The organism is Vibrio sp. 10N.261.52.A1 (assembly GCF_002876325.1).
Lineage (GTDB): Bacteria > Pseudomonadota > Gammaproteobacteria > Enterobacterales > Vibrionaceae > Vibrio > Vibrio chagasii.
This window is the reverse complement of sequence record NZ_MCYD01000525.1, coordinates 25,182-37,272: the sequence shown is the minus strand read 5'-3', so window position 1 is coordinate 37,272 and position 12,091 is coordinate 25,182. Positions and strand designations below refer to the sequence as shown.

Annotated in this window: 15 protein-coding genes; 7 read left to right on the top strand and 8 right to left on the bottom strand. The window is 45.1% G+C overall.

Going from position 1 to position 12,091, the window contains the following annotated elements; all coding sequences use genetic code 11:
• Nucleotides 1-48: 48 nt before the first annotated feature.
• The gene (gene crr, locus BCT81_RS07260) at nt 49-558 is read left to right on the top strand and encodes a PTS glucose transporter subunit IIA (RefSeq protein WP_004737851.1); all 510 of its coding nucleotides are present in this window, start codon (nt 49-51) and stop codon (nt 556-558) included.
• A gap of 101 nt (nt 559-659) precedes the next feature.
• Here the strand turns inward: crr and BCT81_RS07255 are convergent, their stop codons facing one another.
• The 5 genes from BCT81_RS07255 to BCT81_RS07235 all read right to left on the bottom strand — a co-directional run bounded on the left by BCT81_RS07255 (nt 660) and on the right by BCT81_RS07235 (nt 5,979).
• Nucleotides 660-1,784 (bottom strand): flagellin, encoded by a 1,125-nt coding sequence (locus BCT81_RS07255; protein ID WP_008222985.1) that lies wholly within the window; start codon nt 1,782-1,784, stop codon nt 660-662.
• Nucleotides 1,785-1,898: 114 nt separating this feature from the next.
• Complete coding sequence (locus BCT81_RS07250; protein WP_008222983.1) at nt 1,899-3,032, bottom strand: flagellin; 1,134 nt, start codon at nt 3,030-3,032, stop codon at nt 1,899-1,901.
• A 241-nt stretch (nt 3,033-3,273) separates the two neighbouring features.
• Nucleotides 3,274-4,407, bottom strand: a complete 1,134-nt coding sequence (locus tag BCT81_RS07245) for a flagellin (RefSeq protein ID WP_102423686.1) — start codon at nt 4,405-4,407, stop codon at nt 3,274-3,276.
• Nucleotides 4,408-4,528: 121 nt separating this feature from the next.
• Nucleotides 4,529-5,452, bottom strand: a complete 924-nt coding sequence (locus BCT81_RS07240) for a Dyp-type peroxidase (protein WP_102423685.1) — start codon at nt 5,450-5,452, stop codon at nt 4,529-4,531.
• Nucleotides 5,453-5,517: 65 nt separating this feature from the next.
• Entirely contained in the window at nt 5,518-5,979 is a 462-nt protein-coding gene (locus BCT81_RS07235; RefSeq protein ID WP_102423684.1) for a DUF2919 domain-containing protein, read from the bottom strand.
• Between the two features lie 109 nt (nt 5,980-6,088).
• Here BCT81_RS07235 and BCT81_RS07230 point away from each other — a divergent pair, with 109 nt between their 5' ends.
• Together BCT81_RS07230 and BCT81_RS07225 are read left to right on the top strand one after the other, a co-directional pair.
• Nucleotides 6,089-6,433, top strand: a complete 345-nt coding sequence (locus BCT81_RS07230; RefSeq protein ID WP_102423683.1) for a DUF2956 domain-containing protein — start codon at nt 6,089-6,091, stop codon at nt 6,431-6,433.
• Nucleotides 6,434-6,445: 12 nt separating this feature from the next.
• The gene (locus BCT81_RS07225) at nt 6,446-6,778 is read left to right on the top strand and encodes a DUF4156 domain-containing protein (protein ID WP_102423682.1); all 333 of its coding nucleotides are present in this window, start codon (nt 6,446-6,448) and stop codon (nt 6,776-6,778) included.
• 51 nt (nt 6,779-6,829) lie between these two features.
• Here BCT81_RS07225 and BCT81_RS07220 read toward each other — a convergent pair whose 3' ends face one another.
• Nucleotides 6,830-7,117: a helix-turn-helix domain-containing protein gene (locus BCT81_RS07220; RefSeq protein WP_004741665.1), complete on the bottom strand. Its 288-nt coding sequence runs from the start codon at nt 7,115-7,117 to the stop codon at nt 6,830-6,832.
• 205 nt (nt 7,118-7,322) lie between these two features.
• Between BCT81_RS07220 and BCT81_RS07215 the strand changes: the two genes are divergently transcribed.
• From BCT81_RS07215 to BCT81_RS07200, 4 genes are all read left to right on the top strand, one after another.
• Nucleotides 7,323-7,670: an ArsC family reductase gene (locus BCT81_RS07215; RefSeq protein WP_008222974.1), complete on the top strand. Its 348-nt coding sequence runs from the start codon at nt 7,323-7,325 to the stop codon at nt 7,668-7,670.
• Between the two features lie 128 nt (nt 7,671-7,798).
• Nucleotides 7,799-8,935 (top strand): succinyl-diaminopimelate desuccinylase, encoded by a 1,137-nt coding sequence (dapE, locus tag BCT81_RS07210; RefSeq protein ID WP_102423681.1) that lies wholly within the window; start codon nt 7,799-7,801, stop codon nt 8,933-8,935.
• 45 nt (nt 8,936-8,980) lie between these two features.
• On the top strand, nt 8,981-9,655 hold the full coding sequence (locus BCT81_RS07205; RefSeq protein ID WP_102423680.1) for a M15 family metallopeptidase: 675 nt from the start codon (nt 8,981-8,983) through the stop codon (nt 9,653-9,655).
• Nucleotides 9,656-9,663: 8 nt separating this feature from the next.
• Nucleotides 9,664-9,870, top strand: a complete 207-nt coding sequence (locus BCT81_RS07200; RefSeq protein WP_008222969.1) for a DUF2897 family protein — start codon at nt 9,664-9,666, stop codon at nt 9,868-9,870.
• 122 nt (nt 9,871-9,992) lie between these two features.
• Here the strand turns inward: BCT81_RS07200 and bamC are convergent, their stop codons facing one another.
• Complete coding sequence (bamC, locus tag BCT81_RS07195) at nt 9,993-11,039, bottom strand: outer membrane protein assembly factor BamC (protein ID WP_102423679.1); 1,047 nt, start codon at nt 11,037-11,039, stop codon at nt 9,993-9,995.
• A 49-nt stretch (nt 11,040-11,088) separates the two neighbouring features.
• Nucleotides 11,089-11,967 carry a 4-hydroxy-tetrahydrodipicolinate synthase gene (gene dapA / locus BCT81_RS07190; RefSeq protein WP_004741658.1) on the bottom strand — a complete coding sequence of 293 codons (879 nt, stop codon included), beginning with the start codon at nt 11,965-11,967 and terminating at the stop codon, nt 11,089-11,091.
• Between the last annotated feature and the right edge of the window lie 124 nt (nt 11,968-12,091).

Genomic DNA, 12,091 nt, shown 5'->3' with positions numbered 1-12,091 from the left:
GTATAGTATATTCTACAGAATAAAACTAAACGTTAGGAGCATGACACAATGGGTCTGTTTGACAAACTGAAAAAGCTTGTATCTGATGACAGCGCTGATGCTGGTGCAATCGAAATCATCGCACCTCTTTCTGGTGAAATCGTAAACATCGAAGATGTGCCAGATGTAGTTTTCGCTGAGAAAATCGTTGGTGACGGCATCGCGATCAAACCAGCTGGCGACAAAATGGTAGCTCCAGTTAACGGTACTATCGGTAAGATCTTCGAAACTAACCACGCATTCTCTATCGAGTCTGACGACGGTGTTGAGCTTTTCGTTCACTTCGGTATCGATACTGTTGAACTTAAAGGCGAAGGCTTCACTCGTGTAGCTGAAGAAGGTCAATCTGTTAAAGCTGGTGACACTATCATCACTTTCGACCTAGCGCTTCTAGAAGAGAAAGCGAAATCTACGCTTACTCCAGTTGTTATCTCTAACATGGACGAAATCAAAGAGCTGAACAAGCTTTCTGGTTCTGTAACTGTTGGTGAAACTCCAGTTCTTAAAGTAACTAAGTAATCTCGATTACTTATATGCTTTAATAAAAACGCTACCTAAGGGTGGCGTTTTTTATTACCTGAAACTTTTGTTCCTGAGCGATGTTCATCGCTGTAAGTCATTTAACTGAGCAAGCCAAGTGCCGAGCTCGGGCTCTGCTTCGCTTGGGCTAACAATGCGGTAGTCGCATCTTGCAGCACTTGTGAGCGCACCATCTCCGTCGACTCACGCGCAAAATCCGTATCGCGTATCCGCCCTTTAGATTCAGTCACACTCCGGTTCACCGTATTAAGGTTCTCCATCGTGCCACTAACCCGGTTTTGGAAGCCACCTATTTCACTTCGATGCGAATCAACATACTTAATTGCCGCGTCAATGACTCCAATTGAAAGCTGCGCCCCGCCAACAGTCGACATATCGATGTTGTCCATTGTGACTAACGCACCAGCACTAACATCAAGCTCATCCGCTAAACTGCCCTCTAACGTTACACCTTCAGGTGCATTCAGCGTCGAGGCAAAGAATTGCAGTTCATTGTTTTCAGTCACTGAGGCACTCACTATCGATTGCTGCGCATTGATATAAGTAGCAACTTGCTCGATGCGATCTCCTAGCTTGAGCCGAATAGATTCTGTTTGGGTTTGCCCTTTACTGTCTTGGTATTCAAATTTAAGGGTTTGACTATCTTTAGTGACTCGCCAATCTTTATCGACCGCATCACCAACATAATGCTGCCCTCCCATCTCCGGGATGTGACTGCGCATATTTCGCAGTGTCAGAGAGATAGAGTTGGCATTTGCACCAATATGGAAGCTTTGCGAGCCGTAAGAACCATCAAACAGGTTTTTATCTGCAAATGTCGTCGTGATCGCGACACGATCAAGCTCATCTTGCAGCGCTACGACCTCGTATTGAATACTTTGCCGATCACTTGAGTCATTACTGCCGTTTGCCGCTTGAAGCCCCAGAGAGCGCAAGCGTTGCAATATATCACTGCTCTCATGCAAAGCTCCTTCTGCAGTTTGTGCCACCGAATACGCATCTTGTGCATTTCTCAAGGCGACATCAAGCCCTCTAGTTTGAACGTTAAGAGTATTGGAGATTTGCAGACCCGCAGCATCGTCACTGGCGGAGTTAATCCGATAACCTGAGGTGAGGTTTCGCTGAGACTCTATGTTTTGCTCGGCCGCATGACTGAGGTGTCGCTGCGTCATCATCGCAGTGACATTGGTATTTAAAGAGACCATCTAATCGATACTAACTCTTTATCATCTGCCCTATTCGGTGTAGCTAATACGTGATTTGCATAAACAAAAAGCCAGGGGTGAGCCTGGCTTTTGTATCGCGTCGTATTAGGTTAATTAACCTAGTAGGCTAAGTGCCGAGTTCGGCGCTTGCTTCGCTTGAGCAAGAATCGAGCTTGAAGCTTGAGAAAGGATCTGAGACTTAGTCATCTGAGTCGTTTCTTTCGCGAAGTCGGTATCTTTAATACGGCTCTTAGATGCGTTAACGTTCTCGTTAATGTTGTCTAAGTTGCTGATTGCGTGGTCGAAACGATTTTGGAAAGCACCCAACTCTGCACGGTGGCTATCTACGTACTTAAGTGCCGCATCGATGATTGCTACAGACTCTTGAGCACCGCCAACAGACGTTACGTCGATAGTATCAACCGTCACTTCTTTAGAAGCTTGAATGCCTAGCTCACCAGCAAGACCACCAGAGAAAGACACATCGCCGCTTACTTTGTTGTTGCCCGCGAACATTTGTAGTTTGCCGTCTTCAGTTACAGACGCTTTAACAGAATCTTGCTGACCGTTGATGTATGTCGCTAGCTCTTCGATGTCGTCACCGGCTTTTGCGCTGATGTCGATTTCTTGAGCTTGACCAAAGTTATCTGTGAACGATAGTTTTAGGTCGTTTGAACCCGCTTGTACGTTCCAGTCTTTGTCTTTAGCGTTCTCAGTTTGGTAGCTCTTACCACCCATCTGAGCGTTATCAGAGCGCATATCTTTCAGGTTCAGCATTACCGCTTCGCCGTTATCTGCACCGATTTGGAATGATTGTGTACCGTAAGTACCGTTAAGTAGCTTGTTACCACCAAAAGACGTCGTTTCCGCGATACGGTTTAGCTCGTCGTTCAGTGCTGTTACTTCTTCTTGAATCGCTACGCGCTCTGCTTTTGAGTTTGAGCCGTTTGAAGATTGTAGAGAAAGATCACGCATACGTTGCAGGATGTTAGTTGTCTCGTTCATTGCACCTTCAGCAGTTTGTGCAATAGAGATACCGTCGTTCGCGTTACGAACAGCAACGTCTAGGCCGCGGCTTTGAACGTTCAAACGGTTAGAGATTTGTAGGCCCGCAGCGTCATCTTTTGCGCTGTTGATTTTAGAGCCAGAAGCTAAACGCTCCATTGATGTTTGTTGTGCGCTGTTTGCGTTGTTTAGGTAACGTTGCGCAGTCATCGCTGAAACGTTGGTATTTACATTCACTGCCATGGTGATTTCTCCAATTGATTTTCCGGTATTGCGGTTTCCGACGTCTCGGAAAACCAAGTAGTTCTCTCAAAGTTACTTTTAATAACGGCGTAATTGGCGAAACCTTTAGGAAAAAAACAATAAAATTAAAGAAATAGCGATAAAGGAGAAGAAAGCGTGACTGGTAATAAATTTATCAAAAAAAGATAAGAAAAACGCTAAAGTTGTCGAGAAGTCCGTCGAGCGAGGTTTTGTGTTTTTATTAACCTAACAAGGTTAAAGCAAGGTTTGGCGCTTGCTTCGCTTGAGCCAGAATAGTGGTGCTCACTTGCTGAAGAATTTGCTGTTTCAGCATTTGAGTGGTTTCTTTAGCGTAATCGGTGTCTTTGATTCGACTGTTTGAGGTCGCCAAGTTTTCATGAACATTTTCAAGGTTGTTAATGGCGTGGTCGAAGCGGTTTTGCATTGCGCCTAATTCAGAGCGATGGCTATCCACGTACTTCATCGCGGTATCTAAAATAGAAACAGCACGCTGCGCACCACCCACATCCGTCACATTGATGTCATTCACCGACTCATAGTAACCCGCCGACATCGACAGTTCACTCGCGAGTGAACCAGAGAAAGAGATAGTGCCAGAGGTATCTTCACCAGACATGTAGATTTGAAGCTGCCCATCATCATTAACCGAAGCTGAGACCAGATCCGTTTGACCATTGATGTAGGTCGCCAGCTCTTCAATGTCATCGCCGACTTTCGCATTAATGATGATCTCTTGAGGCTGGCCAAAACGATCGGTAAACGACATCGTCATATCATTCTGATTTGATTTCACTGCCCACGAGTCATTGGCCATGCCATTAGCGACATAACTAAAACCACCCATGTTGATGTCATCGGTACGCATACTTTTGAGGCCGATTTGTACCGCCTCGCCAGAGCTACCACCAATCTGAAATGACGTACTACCAAAATTACCATTGAGAAGTTTTTTGCCACCAAAAGAAGTGGTCTCTGCAATACGATTCAGCTCATCGTTTAAGGCGGTAATCTCTTCTTGAATCGCCGTTCTTTCGGACTGGCTATTTGAACCGTTGCTTGCTTGTAGAGACAAGTCGCGCATGCGCTGCATGATATTGGTGGTTTCATTCATCGCACCTTCAGCGGTTTGCATGATAGATATACCATCATTCGCATTACGCACAGCGACATCAATACCACTCATCTGCGCTTCCAAGCGGTTGGAGATTTGTAGGCCAGCAGCGTCGTCTTTAGCGCTGTTAATACGACTCCCTGAAGCCAAGCGCTCCAAAGATTGGTTCAGCATGTTATTGGCATTAGAGAGGTTTCTCTGGGCCACCAGCGCTGAGACATTGGTATTAACAGTTATAGCCATAGACCTTCGCTTACAAAAAGAGGAATAAAACTCACGATTGCTCTTATATCGACCAATTCATATAAAGCTTTAATAAAAAAGGAGCCCTGAAGCTCCCTTTGTTTATTCTTTTTGAGACGACTTACTTAATCGTTAATGCACTCAACATCTCAGTTGAAGGAGCAAAGTAATACGCGCCAGTCACCGCTTTAGTAAAGCGAAGCAGTTGGTCTGTTTTGCCATCAGTTACGCCGTACATGCTCTCTAGCATCGCGTCGAAGTTATGGCGCACGTTACAGTAAGCAATAAACAGTAGGCCGTGATCACCCGTTGCTGTGCCGTAAGGTAAGCTGTGACGAACGATCTTAAGGCCTTTGCCTTCTTCTTTAATATCTACACGACCAACGTGAGACGCTGCTGGAACATCATCGAGCTCGATTGAATCAGGCTTAGTACGACCAACCACTTTTTCCTGCGCCGATACATTCAATCGGTTCCAAGCTGGAAGGTTATGAACAAAGCGCTGCACCATCACGTAGCTACCACCCGCAAATTCACCTTCAGGAACAATCGCGACTTCAGCGCGTTGTGCGTCTTTCGGGTTTTCAGTACCATCAACGAAGTCCGTCATGTCACGAGAGTCTAGGAAGCGGTAACCGTAAGTTTCATCAACCACTTCAACGTCTGCTGCTACTTCAGATAGCAATTTACGTAAGATGAAGAAGTGCAGATCGTGTCGGTTTGAATGGCAGTGAATCAACACATCTGCTGGCGTGCTAGGTGCTGTAACATCACCTTCACCAAGCGCAGGGAAATCAATTAGATCAGAGGGAGCTGCCTGCTCGAACTTATCCCAAAACGCTTTAGAGAATGCAACCGAAGCCGTTAGGTTTGCATCTGGCTGAGTCTGATTCAGCTCTTCGATTAGCGCTGGAATCTTTTGAATTTCAGCTAGTACATTAGCAGTGTTAGCATTCACTTTAAGTTGAACGTAAAGAGCGAAAGGCCCAGCTTCAGGCAAAATAGCACTTTGAACGTTAGGCTGCTCATTTGAGACATTAAGCATAGATTATTCCTTCCAGTTTTAGCTTCTAAGTATAATGGTGAATGGGACAAATGTTTTGATGAGAATCAGTCTTCGTGCTCAACCACTTTAAAGCAATCCCGTGCTGTATGGCTATTGGTTAGATAAAGCGCAAACCACAGCAGCAACAATAGGGTGAGACCATTTGACCAACGGAACCAACCGTTATCCAAATAGATTAAATAAATTGTATGGGAGCCCTGCCCCACAATAGCAGCCATGGTGGCCCAACGCCCCCAAGACACCACTTTATTGAGGCGCTTTCTATCTGGAGATCTTAGCCCAAATAACCACATCAGTAACAAGCTAGGGACACTCAAGGCGATCCCTACATAAAACATATGATGATCTGGGTAGATGATCTCGAGAATATCAGTTCCCGATTCTCTACTTGCACCTGCAACGATGAAAACGACGAGAGCTTTCGCAAGAAACAGCCAACCTAACCATAATAAGATTGGTGCTTTTAAGAAGCCGTGCTTGTCGTATTGTTCTATGGAGTACCGCACAAATCTCACTTTCACTTGTTTTCAAACCAACACTTTAACGCAAATCATTCATACTTAGTTAGGTTTACGTTATCTTATTGGTTAATACGTTTTAATTATCGAACTCAGTATGAAAAAGAAAACTAATACACCGTCTGTTGAATCTCAACAAGAGGCACTGAAGATAGCCAAAGCAACTCAAAAGCCGGCTCAAACCAAAGAGCAAACCAAATTGATTGCTCAGGGTATTGAGAAAGGCATCGCGCTTTACAAGAAACAACAGAAAGAACGCAATCGCCAAGCAGATAAAGCAAAGAAACGCGTACAGAAAGAGAAGCAAACTCAACAAGCAGCGATAGAACAAGAGTACAACGCATCACATAATGTTGAAGCAACATCAAATCACTCAAGTAAATTGCCATGGATACTATTAATCGCGAGCTGGGTAGGTTTTGCGATTTACTTGATGCAATAACAGGACAAACTTATGAAAAAGGAATGGATGGCACTAGCAGTGAGTAGCATGCTGTTGGGGTGTACCACACCCACTTCAGTACCTCATGATGAGGCCGACAGTGTGAGAATGGATTATCACGGCATCATTAATATCGACCAATGTGAGTATAAAGGGGAAGTCACTGGTAGCGAAGGCCATTGGTACAGCTACCTATTTTACCCGAATGACACCTTGATTCAGGGTGCGATGAATGAGCTTAAAACCAACGCGATCCAGCTTGGTGCAGATACGATCATCTTTACCCTACCTCAAGATTTTGCTACTTCGGTTACCATGTTAGGCACTGCTTATCTTTGCGAGTAACCAACAGCTCTACTATGTGCCATACAAAAAAGAAAGCCAGCTTTCGCTGGCTTATGCACTAAATCCAAGGCTTGTTGCTATATCGCCTTTTCGTTCGAGAACCCACTGACTGTCAAATGGTCCCCAATCGGATAACTGGTAATAACCATCATTATGACGTCGCCCATCTTGAACAAACATAAGTTCGATACCGATCCCCGGTAACGCCTTGAGTACATCTTGAATAGTACGACGAGGCCAACCCGTTTTTTCGATGAGTTTAGGCACATTTGGCCTATCAAGGCTTTCAACTAACAATGCTAAATATAGCCGCCTTGCAAAAACAGGACTCAACTCCATTGACACCTCCTATATATGTGCAACTCAATTATTTCTTTTTTCGCTGACAACATGTTGAGGCTGATCAATAAGTCTCCAATAGTGACATTTTCTTACTGTTTTTTTTCGCTCAATGAAATATTCCTCACTCTATTTTGTCTGAATTGCCGCTTCCTGATAGGATTCAACTCATAACAATGAAAGAAAATCACCCAGAGGAAGAATAATGACTATCACAATGTTTGGTATCCCAAATTGCGACACGATTAAAAAAGCAAAGAAATGGCTCGAAGCTGAAGGTATCGAGTTCGAATTTCACGATTATCGCAAACAAGGCATCACTGAAGAGTTAGTAACAAACTTCTGTTCAGAGCTTGGCTGGGAGCTTGTACTAAACAAACGTGGCACGACTTATCGTCAGCTTTCTCAAGAGCAAAAAGACACGTTAACAGAGCAAACGGCAATCACTCTGCTTGTTGAACAGCCAGCGATGATCAAGCGCCCTATTTTGAAAGTCGATGGCAAACTTCACATTGGCTTTAAAGCTGACCAATACGCGGCTATTTTTGCGTAATCAGTCACTTTTATAATCAATAACTTGCGCAATAAGCAATATTAGAACAGATAACAAGGCGTTGAACGTGCTCTGTTCAACGCCTGAAATTAATGACTCGACGTTTTATTTAAACAAGGAATTCAAGGATGACAGATAGCCCAACTTTGGCTCTGGCAAAAGACCTCATTAGCCGTCAATCGGTAACCCCTGAAGACGCAGGCTGCCAAGAGCTGATGATTAATCGCTTAAAAGCACTCGGTTTTGAAATCGAAGTAATGGTATTTGAAGATACGACGAACTTCTGGGCTCGTCGTGGTACCGAAGCACCTCTATTTGCTTTCGCAGGTCACACCGACGTGGTTCCAGCTGGCCCAATCGAACAATGGAACACCAAACCATTTGAACCAACGATCGTTGATGGCTACTTACACGGCCGTGGTGCGGCAGACATGAAAGGTTCTCTGGCTTCAATGATTGTTGCCGTAGAGCAATTTATTGAAAAGTACCCAGACCACTCTGGTTCAATCGGCTTTCTTATCACCTCTGATGAAGAAGGCCCTTTCATCAACGGTACAGTACGTGTTGTTGAAGCTCTGATGGCACGTGGTGAGAACATTGACATGTGTATTGTTGGTGAGCCATCAAGCACTGAGTTTGTGGGCGATGTGGTAAAGAACGGCCGTCGCGGCTCTATCACCGGCGATCTAACCATTAAAGGTACACAAGGTCACGTTGCCTACCCTCACCTAGCAAATAACCCAGTACACAGCTCTCTGCTGGCAATTCACGAGCTAGCGACGACGGAGTGGGACCAAGGTAATGACTACTTCCCACCAACCAGTTTCCAGATCCCGAATGTGAGTGCAGGTACTGGCGCGTCTAACGTGATTCCAGGTGAGTTTAATGTTCAGTTTAACCTGCGTTTTAGTACTGAATTAAGCAATGACGTTATCGTTGAGCGCGTGACAACAACGCTCGATAAATACGATTTCGAATATGATCTTAAGTGGACTTTCAATGGCGACCCGTTCCTAACAGACGCAGGCTCACTGCTTGATGCTATTGTTGATGCTGTTGGTCACGTCAATGATGTAAAACCGGCACTGCTGACAACTGGCGGTACGTCTGATGGTCGCTTCATTGCACGTATGGGCGGACAAGTGGTTGAGCTTGGCCCTGTGAATGCAACCATTCACAAGGTTAACGAGTGCGTGAAAGTAGCAGATTTAGAGAAGCTAACCGACATGTACGAAAGAACGTTAGTGAACTTGTTCGCTAAATAGATCTTTCCTAGCGAAGTATCACTTCCAAACATTGAGAGACGTGTTATGACACCAGAGCAGCTTACCGGACAATCAGATTCTCATCTGGCACCGAGTCTAATTGGTACTAAGACATTCTTGGTACACAGTGACGTTATCAATGACTTAAACAGGTTGATTGAAGCTGCTCAGCTCGCTGGTTTTAAAATGGAGATCGCCAGTGGCTTTCGAGACTATGAAAGGCAATCTCTGATTTGGAATCGCAAGTTTTCTGGTGAAGCCCCAATCTTGGATTCAGATAGCCAACCACTTGATGCTTCAACACTGACTGAACATCAAAAGCTGTCGGCGATTCTGAGGTGGTCTGCGCTTCCGGGAGCCAGTCGCCACCATTGGGGTTGTGACTTCGATGTCTTTGCTCGTAATCACCTCCCTGAAGACACACAGCTACAACTAGAGCCTTGGGAATACCTTACTGGTCACCAGCAAGCGTTTTATCAATGGCTCTCTGCTAATGCTTCACAATTTGGGTTCTTTTTTCCCTATAGCCGAGATCTTGGCGGTGTGGCGATAGAACCTTGGCATATTAGTCATCGTAGCGTTTCGGAGCTGTGTTTATCACAGTTATCCCCGACTTTACTTGGCAAGCAGCTCAAATCTAAGCCAATATTAGGGTATGAGATTATTATGGAGCAGCTAGACGAGATCTATGCGCGCTTCGTAGCGAACATCAGCCATTAGGAGCGCTTATGTTGGAGTGGCTTACAAACCCTTGGGTTATCATCATCATCGTGGTTAGCGTTGTGGTAGGTAACATCGCAGCTCTAAAACAGACCGCTAATATGGATCTCGGAAAAACAAGCCGTGGGAAAAGGGAGAGTGACTTGGACAAGCTCAATCGGCTAGATAAGCAGAACCAGGAAAAAGCTCAATCAAAAGAGACCAAAGATAGCTGATCTTGCAGTCAAACGAACACAAAAAAGAGGACACAATGTGTCCTCTTTTTTATTGGATGTCGCTAAATCATTGGCTATAAAAGGGCCGATTTCACGCAGCCCTATAGCCGATCAAGCTTGGCTTACTCAGCTTCCGCCGCTTTGTCATCTTTGGTTTGGTCTGCAACGTGTGCGAGAACGGGAACCAGTGACTTAAGCAACTCTTCCTCTACTGGCTTACCTGATGCATCCGTCACGTTAATTGACGTACGGTTACCAAGATCACCGAATAGGAAGTTGTATGTACCTGGTGCTAAATCAACAGGTTGCAAGCCAACTTCTTCCCAGAACTCATCATCTGGCGCTGCGTACTTAGCTTTAACCGTACCCTGAGACTGGTTACGCTCTTCAAGCTCAAAGCCCATCGCCGGCAACAAGGTCGGCAGACGCTGCCAGAATACGTTGTATGGCGTACGAGCAATAATCACAGGGAAACCACTGCGGTCAGAGCCCATCGAGATAGGAATGCGCTTCACCAACTCTTGTGCTTTCAGAGCTGCTTCAGCACGAAGGTTTTCATCGTACTTAGCCATCACTAAATTGGTTAGGAAAGCGTTGTAACGCTCTTTGTTGGTTGCCGTAACTGGTTTCTCTTTGTTGCCTTCACGCCAATCAATAAGGTTAATCTTGAAGCCATGACGGTTATTCGCTTGGAAACGAGAGATAGAGTAGCGGCTGCCGATCTCTACGTCTTCGTCTTCAGAAACCCAAGTAACCCAATCGGTCTCAATCTCGTTCTCAGACTGTTCACGAATACCAATACCACGTTGAGCCAACATGTCGACAGCCGTTTGCCATACACGGTCTGCTTCTTCTGCACGAAGTAGCCATAGCGTCACTTCACCGTTTTGACGCTCTGCACGAGCACCAGGGATCAGTTCAAGAACCTGTTGTGGTGGACGAATATCCACGGCAGGGCCTACACCACCAGTGAAGTCACCGCTCGGGATGTCATAATTAGGGTAGAACTGAGGCTGAGCATCTTCAGGCAACTGCCATTGTGAAAACTCAGGTGTTTCTAAGTATTCGAAATCATCTTTGGCTTGACGACGTTGAGTCGGGCTGCCAGAACATGCTGTAAGAACGAAAACAGCCAGTGACCCAATCACTAGCTGGTGAGAATACTTCATTTATACTCCTAAATGCCGAAGGTTCGCTTCGGCATCACTTCATACGTTTTTAGTAAATACACGCTTCAGTCATTGCTTGAGCAACAACAGGTTGAGCTGGTTCTGACAGTTCAGTCAGAGGCAGACGTAAGCCACCTTCAGCAATCAGACCCATTTTATGAACCGCCCATTTTACGGGAATAGGGTTAGACTCAACGAACAAATTCTTATGTAGAGGCATCAGGCGCTCATTGATCGCTTCAGCTTCTTCAAACTTACCTTCTTTCGCAAGTTTGAACATAGTAGCCATATCCGCTGCTGCAACGTTATTCGTTACAGAAATCACGCCATCGCCACCACGCTTAACAAATTCTAGACCTGTTAAGTCATCACCACTTAGTAAGATAAAATCTTCGCCACAAAGTTCACGGTGAATTGCAATTCTGTCGAGATCACCCGTCGCATCTTTAAGTGCAACAATGTTTTCGATCTCAGAAAGGCGAGCAACTGTCTCTGGTAATAGGTCTACAGCAGTACGACCCGGTACATTGTATAGGATTTGAGGAACGTCACTTACTTCAGCAATCGCTTTGTAGTGTTGGTACAAACCTTCTTGAGTCGGTTTGTTGTAGTAAGGCGTTACGCTCAGGCAACCCGCGATACCAGAACCGTTCAATAAACGACTGAATAGCACTGACTCGTGAGTAGCATTAGCGCCTGTACCTGCGATAACTGGGATACGACCATCAGCAAATTCAACGATCTTATTGACGACTTTGACATGCTCTTCAATTGTGAGTGTTGAAGACTCACCTGTTGTGCCAACCGCAACCAGACCATCACTACCTGCAGCAACATGGTGCTCAACTAACTTTTTAAGGCTGTCGAAATCCACTTCGCCATCTGCGTTAAATGGCGTAACTAGCGCAACGATACTTCCTGAAAACATGTCTATCTCCCTTAATTTATTCTTTTTGCATGTTACTGTAAGCCAATCAATAAACACAAGACATTAAAGTGGCTTAGCGGCAACATCGGTATGAAATATTGTCGTATGTTTGAGGTTAAACGGC

What these genes read in the sequence shown, in the direction of transcription:
- dapA (WP_004741658.1), bottom strand. Translation starts at nt 11,967, where the DNA reads ATGTTTTCAGGAAGTATCGTTGCGCTAGTTACGCCATTTAACGCAGAT.
- BCT81_RS07230 (WP_102423683.1), top strand. Translation starts at nt 6,089, where the DNA reads ATGAAAAAGAAAACTAATACACCGTCTGTTGAATCTCAACAAGAGGCA.
- BCT81_RS07240 (WP_102423685.1), bottom strand. Translation starts at nt 5,452, where the DNA reads ATGCTTAATGTCTCAAATGAGCAGCCTAACGTTCAAAGTGCTATTTTG.
- bamC (WP_102423679.1), bottom strand. Translation starts at nt 11,039, where the DNA reads ATGAAGTATTCTCACCAGCTAGTGATTGGGTCACTGGCTGTTTTCGTT.
- BCT81_RS07245 (WP_102423686.1), bottom strand. Translation starts at nt 4,407, where the DNA reads ATGGCTATAACTGTTAATACCAATGTCTCAGCGCTGGTGGCCCAGAGA.
- BCT81_RS07205 (WP_102423680.1), top strand. Translation starts at nt 8,981, where the DNA reads ATGACACCAGAGCAGCTTACCGGACAATCAGATTCTCATCTGGCACCG.
- dapE (WP_102423681.1), top strand. Translation starts at nt 7,799, where the DNA reads ATGACAGATAGCCCAACTTTGGCTCTGGCAAAAGACCTCATTAGCCGT.
- BCT81_RS07250 (WP_008222983.1), bottom strand. Translation starts at nt 3,032, where the DNA reads ATGGCAGTGAATGTAAATACCAACGTTTCAGCGATGACTGCGCAACGT.
- BCT81_RS07215 (WP_008222974.1), top strand. Translation starts at nt 7,323, where the DNA reads ATGACTATCACAATGTTTGGTATCCCAAATTGCGACACGATTAAAAAA.
- BCT81_RS07200 (WP_008222969.1), top strand. Translation starts at nt 9,664, where the DNA reads ATGTTGGAGTGGCTTACAAACCCTTGGGTTATCATCATCATCGTGGTT.
- BCT81_RS07255 (WP_008222985.1), bottom strand. Translation starts at nt 1,784, where the DNA reads ATGGTCTCTTTAAATACCAATGTCACTGCGATGATGACGCAGCGACAC.
- crr (WP_004737851.1), top strand. Translation starts at nt 49, where the DNA reads ATGGGTCTGTTTGACAAACTGAAAAAGCTTGTATCTGATGACAGCGCT.
- BCT81_RS07220 (WP_004741665.1), bottom strand. Translation starts at nt 7,117, where the DNA reads ATGGAGTTGAGTCCTGTTTTTGCAAGGCGGCTATATTTAGCATTGTTA.
- BCT81_RS07225 (WP_102423682.1), top strand. Translation starts at nt 6,446, where the DNA reads ATGAAAAAGGAATGGATGGCACTAGCAGTGAGTAGCATGCTGTTGGGG.